The sequence below is a fragment of the Nocardiopsis sp. iso_40 genome (assembly GCF_056173285.1).
Genome location: NZ_CM149666.1, coordinates 1359976 through 1382429, shown reverse-complemented (window position 1 = coordinate 1382429; position 22454 = coordinate 1359976). Strand labels below are relative to the sequence as shown.

The 22454-nt window shown below is 75.1% G+C and carries 21 protein-coding genes; 8 read left to right on the top strand and 13 right to left on the bottom strand.

Annotated elements, in window-relative coordinates; all coding sequences use genetic code 11:
* Positions 1 to 295 precede the first annotated feature (295 nt).
* Positions 296 to 646 (bottom strand): MerR family transcriptional regulator, encoded by a 351-nt coding sequence (locus AC0VYD_RS06080; protein WP_452546962.1) that lies wholly within the window; start codon positions 644 to 646, stop codon positions 296 to 298.
* 57 nt (positions 647 to 703) lie between these two features.
* Here AC0VYD_RS06080 and AC0VYD_RS06075 point away from each other — a divergent pair, with 57 nt between their 5' ends.
* Complete coding sequence (locus AC0VYD_RS06075) at positions 704 to 1474, top strand: alpha/beta fold hydrolase (RefSeq protein ID WP_475478971.1); 771 nt, start codon at positions 704 to 706, stop codon at positions 1472 to 1474.
* A 175-nt stretch (positions 1475 to 1649) separates the two neighbouring features.
* Entirely contained in the window at positions 1650 to 2294 is a 645-nt protein-coding gene (locus AC0VYD_RS06070) for a hypothetical protein (RefSeq protein WP_475478970.1), read from the top strand.
* Here the strand turns inward: AC0VYD_RS06070 and AC0VYD_RS06065 are convergent.
* A complete protein-coding gene (locus AC0VYD_RS06065) occupies positions 2278 to 2955 on the bottom strand; it encodes a response regulator (protein ID WP_475478969.1) in 678 nt (225 codons plus the stop codon). The two genes, AC0VYD_RS06070 and AC0VYD_RS06065, sit on opposite strands and share 17 nt — an antisense overlap.
* The gene (locus tag AC0VYD_RS06060; protein ID WP_475478968.1) at positions 2952 to 4187 is read right to left on the bottom strand and encodes a sensor histidine kinase; all 1236 of its coding nucleotides are present in this window, start codon (positions 4185 to 4187) and stop codon (positions 2952 to 2954) included. The genes AC0VYD_RS06065 and AC0VYD_RS06060 overlap by 4 nt, the downstream gene beginning before the upstream one ends.
* 168 nt (positions 4188 to 4355) lie before the next feature.
* Between AC0VYD_RS06060 and AC0VYD_RS06055 the strand changes: the two genes are divergently transcribed.
* Positions 4356 to 5453, top strand: coding sequence for an ABC transporter permease (locus AC0VYD_RS06055; protein ID WP_475478967.1), 1098 nt, complete (start codon positions 4356 to 4358; stop codon positions 5451 to 5453).
* On the top strand, positions 5450 to 6130 hold the full coding sequence (locus AC0VYD_RS06050) for an ABC transporter ATP-binding protein (RefSeq protein ID WP_475478966.1): 681 nt from the start codon (positions 5450 to 5452) through the stop codon (positions 6128 to 6130). The genes AC0VYD_RS06055 and AC0VYD_RS06050 overlap by 4 nt, the downstream gene beginning before the upstream one ends.
* 331 nt (positions 6131 to 6461) lie before the next feature.
* Here AC0VYD_RS06050 and AC0VYD_RS06045 read toward each other — a convergent pair whose 3' ends face one another.
* From AC0VYD_RS06045 to AC0VYD_RS06035, 3 genes are read right to left on the bottom strand one after another with little or no spacing between them, the layout of a single operon-like run.
* Complete coding sequence (locus AC0VYD_RS06045) at positions 6462 to 7331, bottom strand: 5-oxoprolinase subunit C family protein (protein WP_475478965.1); 870 nt, start codon at positions 7329 to 7331, stop codon at positions 6462 to 6464.
* The gene (locus AC0VYD_RS06040; RefSeq protein WP_475478964.1) at positions 7328 to 7939 is read right to left on the bottom strand and encodes a 5-oxoprolinase subunit B family protein; all 612 of its coding nucleotides are present in this window, start codon (positions 7937 to 7939) and stop codon (positions 7328 to 7330) included. The genes AC0VYD_RS06045 and AC0VYD_RS06040 overlap by 4 nt, the downstream gene beginning before the upstream one ends.
* A gap of 28 nt (positions 7940 to 7967) precedes the next feature.
* On the bottom strand, positions 7968 to 8756 hold the full coding sequence (locus AC0VYD_RS06035) for a LamB/YcsF family protein (RefSeq protein ID WP_475478963.1): 789 nt from the start codon (positions 8754 to 8756) through the stop codon (positions 7968 to 7970).
* Between the two features lie 170 nt (positions 8757 to 8926).
* On the opposite strand from AC0VYD_RS06035, the gene AC0VYD_RS06030 reads away from it, so the two are divergent.
* The gene (locus tag AC0VYD_RS06030; protein WP_475478962.1) at positions 8927 to 9712 is read left to right on the top strand and encodes an aminotransferase class IV family protein; all 786 of its coding nucleotides are present in this window, start codon (positions 8927 to 8929) and stop codon (positions 9710 to 9712) included.
* Between the two features lie 4 nt (positions 9713 to 9716).
* Here the strand turns inward: AC0VYD_RS06030 and AC0VYD_RS06025 are convergent, their stop codons facing one another.
* From AC0VYD_RS06025 to AC0VYD_RS06015, 3 genes are all read right to left on the bottom strand, one after another.
* A complete protein-coding gene (locus AC0VYD_RS06025; protein WP_475478961.1) occupies positions 9717 to 11891 on the bottom strand; it encodes an MMPL family transporter in 2175 nt (724 codons plus the stop codon).
* A gap of 155 nt (positions 11892 to 12046) precedes the next feature.
* Positions 12047 to 13546 carry an SDR family oxidoreductase gene (locus tag AC0VYD_RS06020; RefSeq protein WP_475478960.1) on the bottom strand — a complete coding sequence of 500 codons (1500 nt, stop codon included), beginning with the start codon at positions 13544 to 13546 and terminating at the stop codon, positions 12047 to 12049.
* Positions 13543 to 14202 (bottom strand): DUF4383 domain-containing protein, encoded by a 660-nt coding sequence (locus tag AC0VYD_RS06015; RefSeq protein ID WP_475478959.1) that lies wholly within the window; start codon positions 14200 to 14202, stop codon positions 13543 to 13545. The genes AC0VYD_RS06020 and AC0VYD_RS06015 overlap by 4 nt, the downstream gene beginning before the upstream one ends.
* Before the next feature lie 92 nt (positions 14203 to 14294).
* Here AC0VYD_RS06015 and AC0VYD_RS06010 point away from each other — a divergent pair, with 92 nt between their 5' ends.
* Entirely contained in the window at positions 14295 to 15371 is a 1077-nt protein-coding gene (locus AC0VYD_RS06010; protein ID WP_475478958.1) for a MerR family transcriptional regulator, read from the top strand.
* On the opposite strand, the gene AC0VYD_RS06005 is transcribed toward AC0VYD_RS06010, so the two are convergent.
* Complete coding sequence (locus AC0VYD_RS06005; protein WP_475478957.1) at positions 15340 to 16569, bottom strand: lycopene cyclase family protein; 1230 nt, start codon at positions 16567 to 16569, stop codon at positions 15340 to 15342. The two genes, AC0VYD_RS06010 and AC0VYD_RS06005, sit on opposite strands and share 32 nt — an antisense overlap.
* Positions 16570 to 16621: 52 nt before the next feature.
* Here AC0VYD_RS06005 and AC0VYD_RS06000 point away from each other — a divergent pair, with 52 nt between their 5' ends.
* Together AC0VYD_RS06000 and AC0VYD_RS05995 are read left to right on the top strand one after the other, a co-directional pair.
* Positions 16622 to 17368 (top strand): class I SAM-dependent methyltransferase, encoded by a 747-nt coding sequence (locus tag AC0VYD_RS06000; protein WP_475478956.1) that lies wholly within the window; start codon positions 16622 to 16624, stop codon positions 17366 to 17368.
* Entirely contained in the window at positions 17365 to 18939 is a 1575-nt protein-coding gene (locus AC0VYD_RS05995) for an FAD-dependent oxidoreductase (RefSeq protein WP_475478955.1), read from the top strand. Before AC0VYD_RS06000 ends, AC0VYD_RS05995 begins: the two co-directional genes overlap by 4 nt.
* On the opposite strand, the gene AC0VYD_RS05990 is transcribed toward AC0VYD_RS05995, so the two are convergent.
* From AC0VYD_RS05990 to crtI, 3 genes are read right to left on the bottom strand one after another with little or no spacing between them, the layout of a single operon-like run.
* Positions 18903 to 19910 (bottom strand): Rieske (2Fe-2S) protein, encoded by a 1008-nt coding sequence (locus AC0VYD_RS05990; protein WP_475478954.1) that lies wholly within the window; start codon positions 19908 to 19910, stop codon positions 18903 to 18905. The two genes, AC0VYD_RS05995 and AC0VYD_RS05990, sit on opposite strands and share 37 nt — an antisense overlap.
* An 11-nt stretch (positions 19911 to 19921) precedes the next feature.
* Entirely contained in the window at positions 19922 to 20881 is a 960-nt protein-coding gene (locus AC0VYD_RS05985; RefSeq protein ID WP_475478953.1) for a phytoene/squalene synthase family protein, read from the bottom strand.
* Positions 20878 to 22344 carry a phytoene desaturase family protein gene (gene crtI, locus AC0VYD_RS05980; RefSeq protein ID WP_475480200.1) on the bottom strand — a complete coding sequence of 489 codons (1467 nt, stop codon included), beginning with the start codon at positions 22342 to 22344 and terminating at the stop codon, positions 20878 to 20880. Before crtI ends, AC0VYD_RS05985 begins: the two co-directional genes overlap by 4 nt.
* Positions 22345 to 22454: the final 110 nt, after the last annotated feature.

Sequence of the window (22454 nt, the reverse complement as noted above, 5' to 3'; positions counted from 1 at the left end):
CCTGCGGGCCCGGGGTCGACCACCCGCGCTGTCGGGTGGAGGCGTGCTTCCGGGACCCGGACGAGGACAGTGCCCCGGAGCCGACGGCACCCGGAAGGCGATCGCGAGAACGCCGCAGGTCAGGACCGTGACCCGCTTCTACCCGGCACCGGACGGACTCCACAGGGCCAACATCAGCGGCGGCACCCACGACGTCCTCCTGCCCGACGCCTCGGCGGATCCGGTCCTACCCGGCGTCCGGGGCCCCCGGGGACACCCGGCCGGGGGAACGCTCTACCTGCTGGGAGACCGCCGATCAGCCGCTGATCTGCTCCGCGAGGGCGCCCCGGTTGCGTTGGAGCTCGTCGATGCGCGCGTCCAGTTCGGCCAGTTCACGGCGGATGGTGGCGAGCAGGCTCGGGCACATCTCCAGGTCCAGCGGCTCACCCTCCGCCCCGAGCGCGCACGGCAGGACCGAGGCGATGGTCCGGGTGGCCAGTCCCATGTCCAGGAGGGCGCGGATGTGCCGGACGGTGCGCGGGGCGTCCTCCGCGTAGACCCGGTAGCCGTTGGCGGACCGGTCGGACTCCAACAGCCCCTGTTCCTCGTAGTAGCGCAGCAGCCTGCGGCTCACGCCGGTGCGCTCCGAAAGCTCCCCGATCAGCATGTGGTGACCCACCTCACTCTTGACCTTCACACCGGTGTCACGGCCTACCTTCGCCGCATGGTTGAACACTTCTCCCACACGGTCAAGGGCTCCGGCCCCGGTCTCCTGCTCGCCCACGGCGGCGGTGGCGGGGCCGAGGCCAACTTCGGTCCGCTCATGGCCGACCTGTCCGCCACCCACACCGTAGTCGCCCCGGACCTTCCCGGTTCGGGGGCCACCCCGCGCAGCACCGTCCCGCTGGACCTGGACACGGTCGCCGACACCCTGGTCGCCACCGCCGTCGGCGCGGGCGTGGAACGGTTCACCGTCCTCGGCTACTCGCTGGGGACGGCTCTCGCGGTACGGGCCGCGACCCGGCACCCCGAGCGGGTCACCGGACTGGTCCTCACCGCCGGGTTCGCCAGGCCGGACAACCGGATGCGCCTGGCGGTCCGGATCTGGCGGGAACTGCTGGACGGCGACCGGGAACTGCTCGCCCGGTTCCTCACCCTGGTGGCCGCGGGCGACCCGGCGCTGGAGGCGATGTCCCCGGCCGAACTGGAGGACTCGGTGGCCTGGCTCGCGGACTTCGTCCCCGAGGGCGCCCCCGAACAGGTGGACCTGGTGGCCGCCTCGGACACCACGGGGGAGCTGGCCGGCATCGCCGTGCCCACCCTGGTGGTGGCCGCGTCCCTGGACCGGCTGGCCTCCCCGGCGCTCTCGCGGGAACTGGCCGAGGGCATCCCCGGCGCGGAACTGGTGGAGGTGGAGTCCGGGCACCTGATCACGGCCGAGGCCCCGCAGGCGTGGCTGGCGGCGGTCCGCTCCTTCCTGGACCAGCACGGCTGAGCCACCGCCCCTGACCGTCCACCACCGAGCCCGCTGTGCGGCGTCGGCCCCGCGGGGTCGGCGCCGCTCCCCGAAGCCCCCGCGGGGTTGGCCCGGGGCGGGTGCCGCCGGGCGGAAACGGGTAACGGGCAAGGGTGGGCATCACCCCCCAGCCCCCTCACCCCCGGGAGCCCCCGTGAAGCTGTACGCCGACACCCCGGTCCGCGCCTGCCTCCAACTCGTCTGCGACCTCGCCGCGCTCGTCTGGGCGTTCGTGTGGATCCACGCGGCCCTGGCCCTGCGCGAGACCCTCCTGTCCCTGAACCGTCCGGGCGAGCTCATGTCCAGTACCGGGGCGGGACTGACCGAGCACATGGACACCGCCGCCGAGAACGTCCAGCAGGTCCCCCTCGCCGGGGAGGCCCTGGCCGCCCCCTTCACCGGCCTCAGCGGGACCGGCGAGTCCCTCAGCGCCGCGGGGGACTCCTTCCAGGACTCCGTGGGCACGCTCGCCCTCACCCTGCCGCTGCTCGTGGCCGCCCTTCCGCTGTTCCTGCTCGCCGCCACCTGGCTGCCCGCCCGCGCCCGCTGGATCGTCCGCGCCACCGCAACGGTGCGGCTCCGCGCGCTGTCCCCCGAGGCGCGTACCCGGCTGCTGGCGCTGCGCGCCCTGTCCGGCGCCCCCACCGCCGGCTTGGCGGCGGTGCACGAGGACCCCGCCGGGGCCTGGCAGGAGAACGACCCGACGGCGGTGGCGGAACTGGCCGCGCTGGAGCTGCGGCGCCTGGGGCTGCGCCCGAAGGCCCGGAACGGAAGGCCGGTGTTCACTCGACGCGGATGAGGCCGCGTTGCAGGGCCGTGGTGATGGCCGCGGTGCGGTTGTCCACACCGAGCTTGTCGAACACGTGCACCAGGTGGGTCTTGACCGTGGCCTCGCTGATGAACAGCTCGCGGGAGATCGCCCGGTTGGACAGCCCCCTGGCCAGCAGGCCGAGGATCTCCAGTTCGCGTCCGCTCAGCGCCGGGTGCGGCGAACGGAGCCGGGCCATGAGCCGGTTCGCGACGTCGGGGGCGAGCGCGGTCTGCCCGCGCGCGGCCGCGTGCACCGCCTCGCACAGCTGGTCCGGCGGTGCGTCCTTGAGCATGTAGCCGGTGGCGCCCGCCTCGACCGCGGCGAGGATGTCGGCGTCGGTGTCGTAGGTGGTCAGGACCAGGACCGGCGGCGGGGAGTCGAGTTCGGTGATGCGCCGGATCGCGGTGACCCCGTCCATGCCGGCGCCCATCCGCAGGTCCATCAGCACGACGTCGACCTCCGTCCGGCCGCCGCCCGGTCCCCCGGAGCCCGACCCCCCGGCACCGGTGAGCACGTCCAGTGCGGCCCGGCCGTCGGCGGCCTCCGCCACCACGTCCATGTCCGGCTGTTCGGCGAACATCGCCTTGAGTCCGTGGCGCACCACGGGGTGGTCGTCCACCAGCAGGATGCGCAGGGGGCTGTCGGTCACCGGGACTCCTCCGGGGTCAGGGGCAGTCGGACGGCCACCGCGGTGCCCTCGCCCGGCGCGGACTCCACCTGCAGGTCCCCGCCCAGGGCGGCCACGCGCTCGCGCAGTGAGGCGATCCCGTAACCGGTGCCGTCCTCGCGCGGGCGGAGCCGTTCGGGCACGAAGCCCTCCCCGTCGTCGTACACGTCCAGGGTGACCTCCTCCCCCAGGTAGCCGAGGGTGACCACGGCGGTGGTGGCGCGGGCGTGCGCGGTGACGTTGGCGAGGCTGGCCTGGGCGGCGCGCAGCAGCGCGACCTCGTAGCCGGAGGGGAGTTCGGTCGGGGTCCCGTCGGTACGGAACCGGCAGTCGAGGTCCCCGGTGCGGCCCACCCGTTCGCACAGCCGCCGCAGGGCGTCGGGCAGGTTGGCCCCGGTCAGCGAGGGCGGGGCCAGGTCCCGGACGAACCTGCGCGCCTCGGCGAGGTTGGCGGAGGCGCTCTCCCTGGCCTCGGCGACACGGGTGGCCGCGAGAGCGGGGTCCTGCGGCAGGGCGCTCTCCGCGGTGCGCAACAGCAGCACGATGCTGGACAGGCCCTGGGCGAGGGTGTCGTGGATCTCCCGGGCCAGGCGTTCGCGTTCGTCGAGCACTCCCGTGCGGCGCTGGGCGGCGGCGAGTTCGTCGCGGGTCCGGGTGAGGGTGTCGATGAGTTCCCGGCTCCGTTCGCTCTCCCGGTCCAGCGCCGTGTAACCGGCGGCGATGGCCACCGCGAACACCGCCCCGAGCACCGGCCCGAGGACCATTCCCGCGGTGAGGGCGCCGCCGTGCAGGACCTGGCCCAGGACCGCGGCGGCGGTGATGACCACGACCGCGACCACCGAGTGGAGCCCGCGCAGCAGGTGCAGGTGCAGGAAGTACAGCGGGAAGGCCAGCCACACGAAGTCCGGGGCCGCCCAGGACAGGAGGGCCCACAGCAGGGTGACCGCGGCGAGCCACACCAGGGAGCGGGTCCGGTGCACGTCGTGCCGGGCGGCCAGCGCCCCGGCGCAGTAGACCGCGCCGAGCAGCACGGCCCCGCAGCCGACCGCCCAGTGCGTCCACTGCGGGTGGGCGGCTGCCGGGCCGGTGAGCGCGTACCGGGCGGTGCCGACCCCGAGCAGGAACAGGAAGCAGGCGTGCAGGAGCAGACGCAGCACCCGCAGCACCGTCACCACACCGGGCAGTTCGGGCGCCCACCCCCTGCTGTACCGCATCAGTGCAGCTTATGACGGTGCGGGTGACCGGGTCATCAACCGTTCGATGGAGTCCGCTCTCCACCCAGCCGCGGCCGGGAACGCTCCGTTCGCCCGATGACGCCGGTCCCGGACCGGACGAGGCTGGAGGCACGCATCCACCGAGTGTCCACCGAAAGGAGGGCCGCCGTGTTCGTCGCCCTTCGTGACATCCGCTTCGCCAAGGGGCGGTTCGCGCTGATGGGCTCCGTCGTCGCCCTCATCACCCTGCTCATCGTGCTGCTGTCCGGACTGACGGCGGGGTTGGCCGACCAGTCCACGTCAGCGGTCGAGAACCTGCCCGCCAGCCACATCGCCTTCGGCACGTCCGGTGACGGCGACCCCGAGGAGTCCTACGCCGACAGCACCGTCACCCGGGCCCAGCTCGACACCTGGTCCGCCACCGAGGGGGTGGAGTGGGCCGAACCGGTCGGCGTCACCCGGAGCCGGATCGAACTCGACGGCGGCGAGGGGGCCGCGGTCGCGCTGTTCGGGGTGGTCCCCGGCGGCCGCCTGGCGCCCGGGGGTCTGGGTGCCGACGGCGGTCTGGTCGTCAGCGAGGAGATCGCCGAGGACTTCGGCGTCACCGAGGGCGACACGGTGACCGTCGCCGGTACCGAGCTGACCGTCGACGCCCTCGCCCCCACCGAGCACTACAGCCACACCCCGGCGGTGTGGACCGGCATCGGAACCTGGCAGGAGGTCGACCCCCGGGTGCGGCACGCCGAGGGCGAGGACGCGCCGATCGCCAACGTGGTCGCCTCCTCCGTCGGGCCGGACGAGGCGGCCGGTGCCGCGGACGAGGCGGCGGGCACCGTCTCCACCACCCTGTCCGGCAGCCTCCGGGCGATCGGTTCGTTCTCCTCGGAGAACAGTTCCCTGGTCGCCATGCAGGGTTTCCTCTACGCGATCTCCGCCCTGGTCATCGGGGCGTTCCTGACCGTGTGGACGATCCAGCGCAGCGGGGACGTCGCGATCCTCAAGGCGCTCGGCGGCTCCACCCGCTACCTGCTGCGCGACGCCCTCGCCCAGGCACTGATCGTGCTGCTCCTGGGCACCGCCGCGGGCGGCGCCGCGGGCGTGGGGCTGGGCGCCCTGGCCGGTTCCGCCCTGCCGTTCTCGCTGACCGCGGCCACCACCCTGGGCCCGGTCGCCGCCATGGTCGTGCTGGGCATGCTCGGCGCGGTCCTGGCCGTGCGCCGCATCACCTCCGTTGACCCGCTGACCGCCCTGGGAGGCGTCCGATGAGCCTGGAACTGAGCAACGTGACCCTGACCTACCCCGACGGCGACGGGGTGGTGACCGCCCTGGACCGCGTGTCGGTGCGGGTGGCCCCCGGGGAGGTGACGGCCGTGGTCGGCCCGTCCGGGTCGGGCAAGTCGAGCCTGCTGGCGGTGGCCGCGACCCTCATCCGGCCGGACTCGGGCACGGTGCGCGTCGGCGGTACGGACACGCTGGGGCTGCGCCCCCGGGAAACGGCGCGGCTGCGGTTGGCCGAGGTGGGCATCGTCTTCCAGCAGCCGAACCTGATCAGCTCGCTGACCGCGGTGGAGCAGCTGGTGGTCACCGGGCACATGCGGTCCCGTCCGGTGCGCGAGGCGCGGGCCTCGGCGATGGAGACCCTGGCCGCGGTGGGGCTCTCCGGGAAGGAGCACCGGCGCCCGCACCAGCTGTCCGGGGGCGAGCGCCAGCGGGTGAACATCGCCCGGGCGCTGGCGGGGCGGCCGAGCGCCCTGTTGGTGGACGAGCCGACGGCGGCGCTGGACCACGACCGGGGCGCGCGGATCATGGAGCTGATCGGGGAGGCGACACAAACGTTCGGTGTGGCGACGCTGCTGGTCACGCACGACACCGAGCACCTCGGCGCGGCCGGGCGGGTGCTGGAGATGCGCGACGGCCGCCTGGGCGCCGCGGCGCCCGCCTGAGGCCGGTTCCGGGCTCGTCCCCCCTGGCTCACACCGGCAACGTTTCCGGGCAGCCCGCTAGGCTGGGAGGCAGCCCAGACCCTTGGAGCGCCCCATGTGCCAGGCAGCGCGGCCGGAGTCCGACCTCCCCGCCCGTGACACCTCCGGTTCCGACTCCGCGCGCCCGTCGCCCGGGCGGGAACCGGCCGGGGCCGCGGAAACCCGGGACGGCCGGGGAGCACGCCTGCGGGGCGGGCGGAACCGCTCCGACCAGTCCTTCCCCGACCCCGGGGCCCCGCGCGGCGCGGACCGCTGAACAGCGCCCCGGCTCAGGTACCCGGGTCGCCCCTGCTCAGAGCACGAAGCGGATCCGGGTCCCCGGGCGGGCCTGGGCGGCCCGGGGCAGGTCGGCGGAGCAGACCACCGCGATGACCGGGTAGCCGCCGGTGACCGGGTGGTCGGCGAGGAACAGCACCGGTTCGCCGTCCGGGGGGACCTGGAGCGACCCGGCGACCATGCCCTCGCTGGGGAGTTCGCCCTCGCGGGCCCGTTCCAGGGCCGGTCCGGCCAGGCGGGCGCCCACCCGGTCGCTGCGCGGGGTCACCTCGTAGTCCCCGGACAGCAGGGCGGTGCGGGCCCGTTCGGTGAACCAGTCCTCGCGGGGGCCGAGTGCGACCCGCAGCTCCACCCGGTCTCCGCCGACCGGCCCGACCGGGGCGTGGTCCAGGTTCGGGAAGGCGGCGGGGGCCGGTCCGACCGGCAGCACGGCCCCGGCCCCGGGGAGCGCGGGGCCGAGTCCGGCGAGCACGTCGGTGCTGCGCGATCCCAGCACGGGCGGTGCGTCCACTCCCCCGCGTACGCCCAGGTAGGAACGGAGCCCCCGGTCGGGGACGCCCAGGGTGAGTTCGGCTCCGTCGGGCAGGTGCAGGACCTCGTTAACCGCCGCGCCGCGCCCGTCCACCCGGACCGACGCCCGGGCTCCGGTCACCGTGACGGTGACCGTGCCGTGTGTCCGGACCCGCAGTCCGCCGAGCGTCACCTCCAGGGCCGCGGCGCCCGGGGGGTTGGCCAGGAGCCGGTTGGCGAGGGCGTAGGAGTCGGGGTCGGCCGCACCGGAGCGGCCCACGCCGAGGGCGGCGTGGCCGAACCGGCCCGCGTCCTGGACTGTGGTCAGCGGCCCGGTCGCCAGGACCTCCAGCGCGCTCCCGGCCGTGCCGCTCACGCGACCTCCTCGAAGCGCACCCGGACGCCGGGCCGCAGGAGGCCGGGCGGGTCCCGGTCCAGGTCCCAGGTCACGGTGTCGGTGCGGCCGAGCAGCTGCCACCCGCCGGGGGAGCTGCGCGGGTACACGCCGGTGAACTCCCCCGCCAGCGCAACGGACCCCCGGGGGACCCGGGTGCGGGCCTCGCCCCGGCGGGGTACCCGCAGGCTGGGGTCGTCGCCGACCAGGTAGCCGAAGCCGGGGGCGAACCCGCAGAACGCGACCGTCCAGGTCGCCGCGGTGTGGGCGCGGACGACCCCGCGCGGGCTGAGTCCGGTGAGTTCGGCGACGTCGGCGAGGTCCTCGCCGTCGTAGTGGACGCCGATGGTGACGGTGTCCCCGCTCCTGCGGTGGGTCCGGCCGGTCAGCGGGAGTCCGGTGACGGCCTCGGCGACCCCGGCCGGGTCGGCTCCGGGTTCCAGCCGCAGCAGGACGGTGCGGGCGGCCGGGACGACGTCCGCGACGCCCGGCAGCGGGTCCGCTTCCAGGGCGGCGCCCAGGGCGATGACCTGGTCCAGGTCGGCGACCTCCAGCAGTATCCCGGTGTCTGCGCACTTCAGGACGCGCACGTACGGCTCCAGATCGGGTCGGCTTCGGTCAGGCGGAGGCGGGCGGTGCGGTGGCGGACGCGCCGGTGAAGGGGGCGATGGTGACGCCCTCGGCGCGTAGCCGCTCGGAAACGGCGCGGGCGATCTCCACGGCGCCGGGGCTGTCCCCGTGGACGCACAGGGAGTCGGCCCCGATCAGGATCCGGGTACCGTCCACGGCCTCGACGGGCTCGCCCCGGGCGATGCGCAGGCAGCGCTCGGCGACGGTCTCGGGGTCGTGCAGGACCGCACCGGGTTCGCGGCGCGGGACGAGGGTGCCCTGCGGGGTGTAGGCGCGGTCGGCGAAGGCCTCGCGGTAGGCGGCAAGACCCGCCTTCTCGGCCAGGGCCAGGAAGCGCGATCCGGGCAGGCCGAGGACGGGCAGGCTCGGATCGAAGGCGCGGACGGCCTCGACGACCGCGGCGGCCTGCTCCTCGTGGTGGACGATCGCGTTGTACAGGGCGCCGTGCGGTTTGACGTAGCGGACGCGGTCGCCGGCCATCGAGGTGAAGGCGGACAGCGCGCCGAGCTGGTAGATCACCTCGTCGGTGAGTTCGGCGGGCGGCACGTCCACGAATCGGCGGCCGAACCCGGCGAGGTCGCGGTAGGAGACGTGGCCGCCGACGGAGACCCCGCGGTCGGCCGCCTCCGCGGTGGTGCGGCGCAGCACCGAGGGGTCGCCCGCGTGGAAGCCGCAGGCGACGTTGGCGCTGGTCACGACGGACAGCAGGGCGCTGTCGTCGCCGAGCTCCCAGCGGCCGACATTCTCACCGAGGTCGGAGTTGAGGTCGATACGCAACGTGGTGCTCCCCTTTCCTGGTCGTCCTACCCGGCCGGGCGGCCGTTACCTCCGCCGGCGTGCCGGATGCCTCCATGATCCCGCCCGGCCGAGCATGGCCGGACACGGCCGGGCCGGGACCCCGGACCGCCCCCTGCCGCAGGTCCCGAAGTGCCAGAATGGTGCCCGTAATGGAACTGAACGGACGCCCCGTCAGCACGGGAGAACTCGCTGGCCTCGCCCTGTACGGCTACGGGCACTTCACGACCATGCTCGTCACGGACCTGCGGGTGCGCGGCCTGGACCTGCACGTGGAACGCCTCAGCCGGGACTGCGCGACCCTCTTCGGCACCGAACTCGACATCGTGCGCGTGCGCGAGCTCGCCCGCCGCTCCGCCCGCGCGCACCCCTCGCCCTCCGTGGTCCGGGTGACCGTCTACGACCCCGGCCTGGACCTGGGCCGCCCCTCCTCGCGCCCCCTGCCCCAGATCCTGGTGTCCACGCGGGCGGCCCCGGGCTCCGCGCCGCCGCCGGTCCACCTCGGCACCCGCCTGTTCAACCGGGACGCCCCGACGGTCAAGGGGACGGGGCTGTTCGGTGTGATCCGGCAGCGGCGCGCGGCCCAGCTGGACGGGTTCGACGACGCGCTGTTCATGGGTGTGGACGGCCGTGTCTCGGAGGGGCCCACCTGGAACATCGGCTTCCTGGAGGGGTCCGGGCTGGTCTGGCCGCAGGCCCCCTGTCTGCCCGGGGTGACGATGCGCCTGGTCAGCCAGGTCGCCGAGCGGCTCGGGGTCCCGGTCTCCACGCGCCCGCTGGCGGCCGTGGCGGCCACCAGGGTGGCGGGCGCCTTCGTCACCAACGCCGCCACCGGGGTCCGCCCGGTGGCGTCGGTGGACGGGGTCCACCTGCCCCGCCCCGAACTGCTCGACGAGCTCAGCCGGGCCTACCGGGAGCTTCCCGGCGAGCTGCTGTGAGGTTTCACGGCCCCGTGCCGGAGCCCGCGTCCGCACCGGTTTCCGGGCCCGGGTGCGCGTTCCGGCCCGCGCGTCCGGGCCACCACAGCCGGGGCCCCGCGTCCAGGGCGAGCGCCGGGATGAGCAGGGTGCGCACCACGAGTGCGTCGAGCAGTACTCCGAAGGCCACCAGGAAGGCCAACTGGAGCAGGAACAGCAGCGGGATGACCGCGAGCGCCGCGAAGGTCGCCGCCAGCACCACCCCGGCGGAGGTGATCACCCCGCCGGTGACGGTGAGGGCCCGCAGGACGCCCTCCCGGTGGCCGTGCCGGAGGGTCTCCTCGCGGGCCCGCGACATCAGGAAGATGCTGTAGTCGATGCCCAGGGCCACCAGGAACACGAACGCGAACAGCGGCACCACCGGGTCGGCCCCGGGCAGGTCCAGGACGTGGTCGAACACCAGGGTGCCCACCCCGAGGGCGGCGGCGAACGAGAGCACGTTGGCCGCCATGAGCAGCAGCGGCGCCACCAGGGAGCGCAGCAGCGGGATCAGCACCAGGAACACGACGACCAGGACCAGGGGGACCACGACCGCGAAGTCGCGCTGGGCGGTCTCCCGGGTGTCGAGGTCGGTGGCGCTGACCCCGCCGACCAGGGCGTCGGCGCCCGGCACGGCGCGCACGTTCTCGCGCAGCCCGCGGACGGTGTCGACGGCCTCGGTGCTCTCCGGGTCGGCGGTCAGGCCGACCTCGACCAGGACGCGGCCGTCCACCACCAGGGCGGGGCTCCGGGTTCCGGGCGGTGCGGGCTCGGTCACGGCTGCCGCGCCGTCCGTCCCCGGGGTCGCCTCCGCGGCCTCGACGACCTCGTCCAGGTGGTCGGCGTCGGCGGCCACCAGGGCGGGGGCCGCGCCCGAGTCCGAGCCGAACCCGCGTTCGAGGGTGCGCTGGCCGTCGACCGCCTCGACCTCGGTGCGGAAGACGTCGGCCTGCCCGGTGCCCTCGGCACTGAACTGGGGCGCGAACACGGCGGCGACCAGCAGCAGGGCGGCGGTGCCCAGCCAGAGGGCGCGCGGGCGGCGGGCGACGGCGCGGGCGATCCGCCCCCAGAAGGGGTGCTGTTGGAGGACCCCGTCGGTGGTCCGCCCCTCCTGCTGGCGGGGGCCGTGCGGGGCGGCGGGCCAGAAGGCCGCGCGCCCGCACAGGGCCAGGGCGGCGGGCAGGAAGGTCATCGCGGCGAGCATGGCGGCCACCACGCCGATGGCCACCACGGGGCCGAGGCTGCTGGTGGAGTTGAGGTCGGCGGCCAACAGGCAGAGCAGGCCGAGGATGACGGTGCCGCCGGAGGCCAGGACGGGACCGGTGACCCCGCGTACGGCCGCGAGGACGGCGTCGGGCACCCGGTCGCGGGCGGCGAGCTCCTCGCGGTAACGGGCCACGAGCAGCAGCGCGTAGTCGGTGCAGGCGCCCACGACGAGGATGAACAGGATCCCCTGGCTCTGGCCGTTGAGGCTGACCAGTCCGGTGTCGGCCGCGGCGTAGACCAGGGCGCCGGACAGGCCGAGGGCGAGCAGGGAGGCGACGATGACCAGGACCGGCAGCAGCGGTGAGCGGTAGACGGCGACGAGGATGACCAGGACCGCGGCCACGGCCACCAGCAGGAGGGTGGAGTCGATGCCGCCGAAGGCCGCGGAGAGGTCGGCGGCGTATCCGGCGGGGCCGGTGACCTGTGCCCGGAGGCCGTCGACGGGGTCGGCGGCGAGCAGGTCGCGCAACTCGGCCACGGACTCGCCCGTGTCGTAGCCGCTGTCCACCGGGACCACGAGCTGGGCGACGGAGGGGTCCTCGGTACCGGGGACGGGGCCGACCACCTGGCCGGAGACCCAGGGTTGTTCACCGATCCGCTCGGCGAGGGAGGCGGCGTCGGCGAGCCGGGCGTCGGCGAGGTCCTCGTCGCCGGAGAGGACGACGACGGCGGGGACGCTGTCGGCGCGGTCGAAGTCCTCGGCGATCCGGTCGACCTCGGTGGACTCGGCGCCGTCCGGGAGGAAGGCGGCGGGGTCGTTGGTCTGGACCTCGCCGAGCCTACCGAGGAAGGCTCCGAGGGGGCCCGCGCCCAGGATCCACACGAGGGCGACCAGGAGGGCGGCCCCCACCCACCAGCGTGACCGCCGGACCGGGGGTTCGAGTCGTGTACTCACCGTCGGGTGTCCTTCCGAGTTCACTGAGACATAGCTAGAAATGCGAGCTTCTTGGAATCCTAGCTAATCCTGAGAGTGCACCGTCCCCTCCCCCCTCACCCGCCCCATCGGTTCGGGGCGGGTGAGGGGGAGCTTCCCCCGGGGCGGACCCGCGGCTAGTCCCGGTCCCGCGGGTCCTCCGCGGCGCCCTGCTCGGCCCGGGCGGCGATGTTGGCGGCCATCGACCCGAACACCACCCCGTGGAAGGGCGTCACCGCCTTCCAGTACAGGTGGCCCAACAGCCCGCGCGGGTGGAAAAGCGCCCGCTGGTGGTACACGGTGCGCCCCCGGACCTCACCCACCCCCAGCTCCAACCAGGCCGGTCCGGGCAGCCGCATCTCCGCACGCAACCGCAGCAGCCGCCCCGGCACGATCTCCTCCACCCGCCAGAAGTCCAGCGAGTCCCCCACCCGCAGGCGTTCGGGATCGCGTCGGCCGCGGCGCGGCCCCACCCCGCCCATGGCCAGGTCGATCCAGCCCCGGGCGGCCCAGGCCAGCGGCCAGGAGTACCAGCCCCGCTCCCCGCCGATCCCCTCGATCACCCGCCACAGCCGTGCGGCGGGCGCGTCCACCACACGGGCGCGGCGGTCGGTGTACAGGCTGCCCCCGGACCAGTCGGGGTCGGTGGGCAGGGGGTCCGAAGGGGCACTGGGCCAGGCCGCGGACGACCAGCGGGTGTCCACCCGGTCCTCGTCGATGCGGCGCAGCGCCAGCGCCACCGCCCGGTCGAACCCGATCCGCTCGTGGTCGTCCAACAGCTCGGCCAGGTCGTCCTCCCCGGCCACCGCGTCATGGCGCAGCGACTCCACCAGCGGACGCGCCACCGCGGGCGGGACCGGTGTGATGAGGCCGACCCACAGGCTGGACAGCCCCGGCGACAGCACGGGCACCGGCAGGATGAGCCTGCGGGCCAGACCCGCCTCGGAGGCGAAGCGCTGGACCATCTCCGCGTAGGTGAGGGTCTCGGGCCCGCCGATGTCGAAGGCGCGGTTGGTGTCGGCCGGCAGGGTGTCGGCCTCCACCAGCAGGCGCAGCACGTCACGTACGGCGATGGGCTGTACCCGGCTGCGCACCCACCGCGGCGTGGTCATGGCGGGCAGGCGTTCGGTGAGGTGCCGCAGCATCTCGAAGGACGCCGAACCCGAACCGAGGATCACCGCCGCGCGCAGCACCACGGTGGGCACCGGACCGTCCAGCAGGAGGTCGGCGACCTCCTTGCGGGAGGCCATGTGCGCCGAGAGCGCCTCCCCCTCCGGGGCGAGCCCGCCCAGGTAGACCACCCGGCCGACGTCGGCCTCCCCGGCGGCGCGGGCGAAGGTACTGGCGCCCTTGGCGTCGTTGCTCCCGAAGTCGCCGCCCCCGCCCATCGAGTGCACCAGGTAGTAGGCCACGTCCACCCCGGCCAGGGCCTCGGCCAGGCCCTCGCCGGAGACCACGTCGCCGCGCGCCACCTCCACCCGGTCCCGCCAGGGGTGGTCGCGGAGCTTGTCCGGGGTCCGGGCCAGGCAGCGGACCCGGTACCCGGCGGCGAGCAGTTCGGGGACCAGACGGCCGCCGATGTACCCGCTGGCTCCGGTGACCAGTGCCAGGCGCCCCCGGCGGGGCGCGCCGCTCACTCCGCCGCCCCGTCGGCGCGGTGGCGGCCGCGCACGCGCGGTGCGCCCCCGTCAGCGGCGGCGTCCCGGGCTCCGGCCTGCTGTTCCACCCGGTGGTCGGGTTCCCCGGCGGTGTCCCGGAGGCGTTCGTCGGTGCTCCCGTGACCGACGGACCCGCCGACGCCCTCGGCGCGCGGTGCCGGGACCCGGCCCCGGTGCCGGGACTCCCGGTGCTGGCGGAAGGGGTTGTCCTCGGCGAGGCCGCCGGTGAAGCGGCCGTACATACCGAAGGTCATCACCATCAGGCCCACGACGAAACTGAAGATGACGTTGGGCATGGAGAAGGCCAGGATGTTGAAGTCGGTGCTCATCAGGTAGAGGTTGACCAGCCCGCTGGCCACGAAGGCCGCGCCGACCGCCACGCACACGGTGGAGGCGAAGGTCCCGCCCAGCACCATCGCGCCCACAAGCAGCGATCCGATGGCGATCGACAGGAAGCTCAGCGCCCCGTTGGTGGAAAGTCCCGCGATCACCTCGCCCTGGGTGTCGAACAGCGGGAGTCTGATCATCAGCCCCGCGATACCGAAACCGATCAGGACCAGCCCGGTGAGACCGGCGCCGATCCGGTAGACGATGTCGAGCCGCCGGTCCGCCCGGCGCTTGGTGTCCAGATCCATGTTGTCGCCCCTTTCGGTGCTCTCCCGACTAGAGTCGGAGGTCAGCGACGCGCGCCACAAGTCGCACCGCTTTCGCAACGTGTTGGGGTGCCATGAACGACGCACTCTCCCCGGGTGCCGCGGCCCGCCTGTTGGGGGTCACGCCGACCACGCTGCGCAGTTGGGACCGGCGTTACGGGATCGGCCCCGGGGAGCGCAGCCCCGGCGGCCACCGCAGGTACTCACCGGCCGATATGGACCGGTTGCGGGAACTGTGCCGCCTGGTCGGTGAGGGCGTGCCCCCCGCCGCGGCCGCACAGCGGATCCTGGACCGGACCCCGGCGGCTCGGCCGGTCCTTCGCGCGTCCGCCGCCGTGTACCAGAAGGATTCCCCGGATACGCCCGGGCGAACCGGACAAGAGCACGCCCACGCCCCGGCAGACCCGCACGGCACCCCGTCAACACCACCCGGGAGCCCGACCCTGCGCGCCTCCGGACAGCCGGGGCGGACGGGGCGGCCCGGCGGGGACACCCTGCCGCTCGGCTCCGCCTCCCCCTCCCTGCAGGGGATCGCCCGCGCCGCCATGCGCATGGACTCCGACCTGGTAGAACACCTGCTGCAGAGGGCACTGGCCGCACACGGCACCGTCGAGGTCTGGGAGAACCTGGCGATGCCGCTGCTGTACGGGATGGGCCGCAAGTGGGAGGACACCCGCCGCTACGTGGAGGTGGAGCACCTGCTTTCCTGGTCGGTCTCCTCGGCGCTGCGCCGGGTACCCCCGGGGCGGCCGGCCCCGGCCGCGGGCCCGGGCCGCGCGCCCGGATCCGGCCGACCGGTGGTCCTGGCCTGCGCCCCGCACGAGATGCACAGCCTGCCGGTGGAGGCCCTGGCCGCGGCGTTGCGGGAGGCCGGGCGGGCCCACCGGGTCCTGGGGCCCTGCACCCCCGCCGAGGCGGTCGTGCACACCGTCCGGCGGACCGGGCCGAGCGCCGTGGTGCTGTGGTGCCACACCCGTGGCGAACAGGGCGCCGGGGCGCTGCTGGCCGCCGCCGGGGCCGCCGACGCCGCCAGGGAACACGTCGGCCTGTACACGGCGGGCCCGGGTTGGCGCGGTGTGCGGGCGGCCCGGCGGTTCGCCGGCGGCCACCTGGGCTCCCTCACCGAGGCGATGGCCGCCCTGGCGCCCTGAACCGGCCCGGGGCCCCGCCCGCGCGGGTGCGCAGGCTGTACCACAGGTGGTCGAGGGTGGTCCGGGACATCGCCCCGAGGGGGGTGGTCAGCCCCATCGCGAGCTCCCCCGGCAGGCGGGAGGTGCCGTCCAGGAAGGCCAGGACGTCGCCGAGCCGGTTGGCGGCGAAGAGCCGCGTGAAGAAGTCGGCGCCCGCCACCCGCCCGCTGTCCAGAGCCCGGAGCATGATGGCGTCCATGGCCAGGTGCCTGGCCCGGTAGGGCACCGGAGGCACCGGGGTCCGGTCCTCGGCCAGGGCCCGGGCCACCGCGGCCGTCTGGCGGGCCACCCCGCTGAAGGTGTAGCCGGTGGAGGGCCGGGTGGCCCCGCCCGCGGTGCCGATGCGGAACAGGCGCCGACCGGTACGGGTGGGGAAGGGCGCGTCGGTCATCGGGATCACCCCCTGTTCCGCGGCGGTGACCTCGACGTCCCCCAGCCCGACCCGGTCGCAGTAGTCGGTGAGCGCCCCGTCGTACTCGGCCGTGGTCAGGGCGCTGCGCCCGAACTCGGTGTACTCCACCAGCGCCTCCCGGGCGGACAGCGGGAGCACGTACCCGAAGGCCACCCCGGTGCGGGGCTGGGGCGGACGCAGGTCCATCAGGACGGCGGCCCCGGGGTCGAAGGCGTCGCGGGGGGCGCGCACGAACCAGCCCCGGAAGTGCTGGAGCAGGGTGGTGCGCCCGTCCCGCGGCACGGGCGGCGGACGCGAGTCGAAGACCCACCGGGCCCTCAGCCGGACCGCGGCGCCGTCGGGGGCGGTGGCGTGCACCGTGGCGTGGTCGGGGCCGTCGACCAGGGCGGTCACGTACAGCTCCCGCTGGTCCAGGTGCTCGTCGGCGCGGTCGCGGACGTGCGCGGCCACGTCGGTGGAGCGCAGCATCTTGTACAGGTAGGGGTCTGCCGGGGAACGGTACTCGGCGCCGTCGGGCCCCAGCACGGTCAGGTCGCGCCACCGTGCGGCCAGGAGCGGGTCCCAGAGTCCGCCCTCCGCCTCCCAGAAGCACCAGGTGCGCGGGGGCGGCGTGTGCGGCCCGGGAGGCGGTTCCAGCAGGGCGGTGCGCAGGGGCCGTCCGCGTCGTTCGTTGACCCCGCCCATGCGATGGGCCAGGGTGAGCCCTGCGGCTCCCCCACCGATGATCACCACTTCGTAGTCGGCCATACCACCAGCATGCCGGGGCGCGGGGCGTCCGGCGGGTGGACACGGGAGGAACATGACCACCACGACGGGCCGGATGAAGACCGGAGCCATCACCCACGAGTTCGACCACGCGGCCGACGCCTACGACCGGCTGGTCGGCGCCAACCCCGGATACCACCGCGACCTGCGCACCTCCGTGCGGCGGCTACGGCTGCCGGACCGGGGCGAGGGCCTGCGCCTGCTGGACCTGGGGTGCGGGACCGGAGCGTCCACTGCGGCCCTGGCGGAGGCGGCGCCGCGGGCCCGGATCGTGGCGGTGGACGCCTCGCGGGGCATGCTCGACGCCGCGCGGTCCAAGGTCTGGCCGCACGGTGTGGAGTTCCACCGGGCGCGGGCCGAGGCGCTGACCCCGGAGTGGGTGGCCGAGCGCCTGGGCGGCCCGGCCGACGCGGTGTTCGCCGCGTACCTGATCCGCAACGTCCCCGACCCCGACGCCCTGCTGTCCGCGGTCTCGGCGGTGCTGCGGCCCGGTGGGCGCGTTGCCCTGCACGAGTACTCCGTGGCGGACTCGGTGGCGGCCCGGGCGGTGTGGACCGCGGTGTGCTGGGGGGCGGTCATCCCCTCCGGGCGGGCCCTGACCGGCCGCGCGGACCTGTTCCGCTACCTGTGGCGCAGCGTGGTGGAGTTCGACGGCGCCCGCGCCCTGCTGGCGCGGATGCGCGCCGCCGGGCTGGAGTCGGTGGCCGGGGCCCCGCTGCCGGGCTGGCAGTACGGGATCACCCACACCTTCGTCGGCGCCCGGCCCGGGGGCCGCTGGTGAACGCGGACGTACACGACCCGGCCGCGGAGGCGGTCCCGGCGCCCCCGCCGGTGGGACCGCCTCCGCGGCGCACCCCGCGGGTGGCGGTGGTGGGCGGGGGCATCGCCGGGCTGTCGGCCGCCCGCGCCCTGTCCGAGCGCGGTGTCCGGGTGCGGGTCCTGGAACGCGAGGAGGGGCTGGGCGGCCGGCTGCGCGGCTGGGACACCGAACTGGCGGACGGCTCCACCGCGACGATGAGCAGGGGCTTCCACGCCTTCTTCCGGCAGTACTACAACCTGCGCGAACTGCTGCGCCACGCCGACCCGGAACTGTCCGGTCTGGTGCCGTTGCCGGACTACCCGCTGGTGCACTCCTCCGGGCTGGCCGACCGGTTCTCCGGCCTCCCCCCGGCCCCGCCGTGGAACGCCCTCGCCCTGGCGGCCGCCAGCCGGAGTTTCCCGTTCCGTGAGCTGGCCGGGGTGAACCTGCCCGCCGCGCTGCAACTGCTGGACGTGGACGTGCCGGGTGTGTACGAACGCCTGGACCACCTGAGCGCCCAAGAGCTGCTGGACCTGGTCCGCTTCCCGCGCAGCGCCCGCCACCTGGCCTTCGAGGTCTTCAGCCGGAGTTTCTTCGCCGCGCCCGAGCACCTGTCCGCGGCGGAGATGGCCGTGATGTTCCACATCTACTTCCTCGGTTCCGCCGAGGGGCTGGTGTTCGACGTGCCCCGCTCACCCTTCCCGCGGGCGCTGTGGGATCCGCTGGCCGAGCGCCTGCGCCGGTCGGGGGTCCGTTTCCACCAGGGGGCCCGGGTGGACCGGATCACCCCGTCGGGGGCCGACGAGGCCTCCGTGGCCTGGTCCGACACCGACGGGGAGCACGGCTCGTCCTTCGACGGGGTGGTGCTGGCCGCGGATCCGCCCGGGCTGCGCCGCCTGGTGGCGGACTCCCCCGGCCTGGGCACCAGCGCCTGGCGGGCCCGGGTGGCCGCGCTGCCGTCCGCACCGCCGTTCCTGGTCTCCCGTTACTGGCTGGACCGACCGGTGCGCCCCCACCGGCAGGCCTTCCTGGGCACCGCCGGGTACCCCACCCTGGACAACATCAGCGTCCTGGAACGCTACGAGGACCAGGCGTCGGCCTGGGCGCGGCGCACGGGCGGTTCGGTCGTGGAGCTGCACGCCTACGCACTGCCGCAGGGGTGCGACCCGGCGGCCGAGCAGGCCTCGCTGTGGAAACAGGCCCTGGCCGCCTACCCCGAACTGCGCGCGGCGCGGGTGGTGGACGCCCGGCACGAGGTGCGGCAGGACTGCCCGCTGTTCCCGCCGGGCGGGTACGCGCGGCGTTGCACGGTGACCACACCGCTCCCCTGGCTGACGGTGGCCGGCGACCACGTGCGGGTGGACCTGCCGGTGGCGTTGATGGAGCGCGCGGCCACCAGCGGTGTCCTGGCCGCCAACGCCCTGCTCGCCCGGTGGGGGCTGCCGGGCCACACCGTGTGGAGCGTGCCCCGCCGGGGCAGGTTCGCTCCGCTGCGCGCCGCGGCCCGGTCCCTGCGTCAGCCGGGCCAGCAGCCGCGGGCGCGGAGCAGGTAGCGGCGTTCGGCGTAGGCGAGGTCGTCGCGCCACAGGCGGCGGGCGGCCATCCGCATCAGCGGGCGGACCGCCCCCGCGGCCCTGCGGGCCAGCGCGAAGCCGGTGCGTTCGGAGGCGGCGACGGTCGCCTCGATGACGGCTGTGCGGGGCACGCCGCGCTCGTCCACGCCCAACGGGGTGGCGTGGGTCTCCACCACGCTCCCCTCCCCCTCGCCCTCGATGATGCGCATGACCACGGTCCGGGGCTCGGGACAGGTGAACTCGGCGCGCACCGGCACGCCCCACCGGCCGGCCACCCTGAAGCCGACGTCCACCACCATCCGGTCCGGGTCGGGGTCGGGGCCGCTCGGCACTTCGGTCACCCGGAGCCCGACGAACGAGTAGGGGTGGAACCAGGAGCCGTGCCAGGGGTCGAGCCGGTTGGCGACCACGTCCTCGGGTTCGCACCGGCCCGCCATGCTCTCCACCGCCGCGACGCGCAGGGCGGCCGCGGGGCGTTCGGGGACGACGGGTGCGTCCAGGGGCTCCTCGCCGCCCGCGCGGTCCAGGCGCACCCACACGAGCACGCCGTCGTCGTGGGCCGGGTAGGGGCTCCAGCCGGGGAAGCCCTCGGCTCCCAGGGAGAGCCCGTGCCAGCGGCACACCAGGCGCCCCCGGTCCACCGCTCCCCGGCACAGCGGTGCGCCCAGGTGGGGGCAGGCCCCCGGGCCCGCGTGCACGGCCCCGTCGGGGGTGCGCCAGGCGACCAGTTCGGTGCCGGCCACCACCCGGCCGAAGGGGCGGTCGGTCCGCACCTCGTCGGCGGCGGCCAGGACGTACCAGTTGCCCGAGGGGCGGGCCAGGGCGCGTTTGAGGGCCGCCCCGATCACCCCCGGGGCCGCCTCCCGCCAGGTGGGTTCCTGGCGGGCCCAGGTGCCCCTGGGCATCCGGCGCAGGGGGATCCGTCGCGGTTCGGGGTCGGGCAGGGACATCTGTGCTCTCCTCAGGGGGTGGAGCTGCGGGGTCGCGGGACGGCCCGCGCCCACAGGGAGCGGGCGAGGGCGGGCATGGCCGCCGCCATCTTGCGGGTGTCGGACACCCGGTGGCGGACGCTCCACACGTCGAAGTCCGCCGCGGCGATCTCGTCCAGGATGGCCCGGTAGAGCCGCAGGGCGGTGGCGACACACGGCCGGGCCACCGGTTCGAGCATCGCCACCCCGGGTTCGGCCAGCCGGTAGAGGCCCCGGTTGACCTGCACCAGTTCGGCGACGGCCCGCCGCACCCGGGGGTCCGGGGCCCGGGTGCCGGCGCAGTGCTCCAGCAGGGCCCGGTCGACGCCGTGCCGGGCCAGGGCGTCGGCGGGCAGGTAGACGCGCCCGCGGCCGAGGTCCTCCGCCACGTCGCGCAGGAAGTTGGTGAGCTGGAAGGCCTCGCCCAGGGCGGCGGCGTGCGGCGCGGCCTCCTCGCGGGGCGCGACGGTGCCCAGGACGGGCAGGACCTGGAGTCCGATCACCGCGGCCGAGCCGTACATGTACTCGCGCAGGTGGTCGAGGTCGCGGTACCCGGTCTCCGTCAGGTCCATCCGCATGGAGGCCATGAAGGCGGTGAAGTACTCGGAGGGCAGCGCGTAGTGGCGCACGGTGTGCGCCAGGGCGCGCAGGACCGGTTCCGCCGGTTCGGCCCCGGACAGGGCCGCGGCGAGGTCGGCGTCGATGCGGTCCAGGCGGGACCTGCGGTCCTCGACCGTGGTCCCGGGGGCCGGTTCGTCGACGATGTCGTCCACCCAGCGGGCGAACCCGTAGAGCGCGTGGATGCCGGGGCGGCGTTCGGGGGGCAGTACCCGGGTGGCCGTGTAGTAGGTGCGGCCGTGGTGGGCGTGCAGCCCGCGACAGCGCAGGTAGTCCTCGCGCAGGCGCCGGGCGGTGATGCCCGCGGCGTCCAGTTCGGCGGTGGCGGTACTCATCGGCGTCCCCGTCGTTTCGATGCGGCCAGAAGGCGCGCGGCGGCCAGTTTCCCCGAGAGCAGCACGGTGGGCAGCCCCACTCCCGGTGTGGTGCCGCAACCCGCGAGGACGGCGTTGGCGGTGCCGGGCACGGTGTTGCGGGGTCGGAAGGGGCCCGTCTGGGCGAAGGTGTGCGCCAACGAGAACGGGGTCCCCCGGGCCAGGCCCTGGCGGGCCCAGTCGGCCGGGGTGACCAGCCGTTCGGCGCGTACCGAGGCGTCCAGTCCGGTGAGGCCGCGCTCCTCAAGGGTCCGGACGACGGCGTCGCGGTAGCGCGGGCCCTCCCGGTCCCAGTCGGTGTCGCCCGCGGCGAGGTTGGGGGCGGGGGCCAGGACGTAGAGCAGGTGGTGGCCGTCCGGGGCCAGCGAGGGGTCGGTGAGCGTGGGCTGGGTGACCAGCAGCGAGGGGTCGCTCATCGGGCGCCCCTGGTCGATGATCTCGGTGAAGGTGCGCTCCCACTGCCCTCCGAAGGAGATGGTGTGGTGGGCCAGGTGGTCCCAGGTGCGGTCGGTGCCCAGGTGCAGGACCACCGCCGAGGGCGAGAACCGGTGCGGCACCGGGCGCCGCGGACGGTGGCCCAGGAGGCGGTGGGCGGCGGGCAGGTCGACGGTGAGCACGACCTGGTCGCAGGCGATGCGTTCGCCCTGGTCGGTCAGTACCGCCGTGACCCGGTCGCCGGACCGTTCCAGCCGGGTGACGCCGCACCCGTAACGCAGCCGTGCGCCCGCCTTGGCGGCGGCTCCCGCCAGGGCGTCGGCGATGGCGCGCATCCCGCCGCGCGGGAAGTACACGCCCGCGACGGTGTCCATGTAGGCGATGACGGCGTAGGCGGCCAGCGCCCGTTCGGGCGCCACCCCGGCGTACAGCGACTGGAAGGAGAAGATCCTGCGCAGGCGCTCGTCCCCGAGGTGGCGGCCGACCGCGGGGGCCAGTCGGCCGAAGCCGCCCATCGCCGCCAGCCGCGCCAGGTCCGGGCCGAGCAGGTCCAGGGGCGAGTCGAACCGGGCGTCGATGAACGAGCGCATCTCCACCTCGTACAGGCGGGTGAGCCACTCGCGCAGGCGCAGGTAACCGACCGCCTCCCGGATCCCGGTGACCCGGGCGACCTCGGCGGTCATCCGGCGCCGGTCGGTGTGCACGTCGATGACGGAACCGTCGGCGAAGGAGGCGCGGTAGGCCGGGGCCAGCGGCAGGAGGTCGAGGCGGTCCCGGAGGCTCTCGCCGACCGCCGCGAAGGCCTGTTCCAGGATTTCGGGCATGGTCAGGACCGTGGGCCCGGTGTCGACGCGGAAGCCGTCCATGTCCAGGCGGCCGGCACGACCGCCCGGGTGCTCCTGGCGTTCGACGAGGACCACGTCGCGTCCGGCGCCGAGCAGGTGCAGGGCACAGGACAGGCCGGACAGCCCGGCTCCCACGACGACCACGGGGTCCCGGCCGGTACGGGGACGCCCGGACTGCCGGGGGTGCCCGGTGGCTGGCTGCGGTGTCTGGACAGGGTTCACGGGATCTCTTCCGTTCGCGGGTGGGGTTCGTG

What these genes read in the sequence shown, in the direction of transcription:
- AC0VYD_RS06060 (WP_475478968.1), bottom strand. Translation starts at nt 4,187, where the DNA reads ATGCGGTACAGCAGGGGGTGGGCGCCCGAACTGCCCGGTGTGGTGACG.
- AC0VYD_RS06015 (WP_475478959.1), bottom strand. Translation starts at nt 14,202, where the DNA reads ATGGATCTGGACACCAAGCGCCGGGCGGACCGGCGGCTCGACATCGTC.
- AC0VYD_RS06050 (WP_475478966.1), top strand. Translation starts at nt 5,450, where the DNA reads ATGAGCCTGGAACTGAGCAACGTGACCCTGACCTACCCCGACGGCGAC.
- AC0VYD_RS06010 (WP_475478958.1), top strand. Translation starts at nt 14,295, where the DNA reads ATGAACGACGCACTCTCCCCGGGTGCCGCGGCCCGCCTGTTGGGGGTC.
- AC0VYD_RS06075 (WP_475478971.1), top strand. Translation starts at nt 704, where the DNA reads ATGGTTGAACACTTCTCCCACACGGTCAAGGGCTCCGGCCCCGGTCTC.
- AC0VYD_RS06030 (WP_475478962.1), top strand. Translation starts at nt 8,927, where the DNA reads ATGGAACTGAACGGACGCCCCGTCAGCACGGGAGAACTCGCTGGCCTC.
- AC0VYD_RS06000 (WP_475478956.1), top strand. Translation starts at nt 16,622, where the DNA reads ATGACCACCACGACGGGCCGGATGAAGACCGGAGCCATCACCCACGAG.
- AC0VYD_RS06080 (WP_452546962.1), bottom strand. Translation starts at nt 646, where the DNA reads ATGCTGATCGGGGAGCTTTCGGAGCGCACCGGCGTGAGCCGCAGGCTG.
- AC0VYD_RS06005 (WP_475478957.1), bottom strand. Translation starts at nt 16,569, where the DNA reads ATGGCCGACTACGAAGTGGTGATCATCGGTGGGGGAGCCGCAGGGCTC.
- AC0VYD_RS05985 (WP_475478953.1), bottom strand. Translation starts at nt 20,881, where the DNA reads ATGAGTACCGCCACCGCCGAACTGGACGCCGCGGGCATCACCGCCCGG.
- AC0VYD_RS05990 (WP_475478954.1), bottom strand. Translation starts at nt 19,910, where the DNA reads ATGTCCCTGCCCGACCCCGAACCGCGACGGATCCCCCTGCGCCGGATG.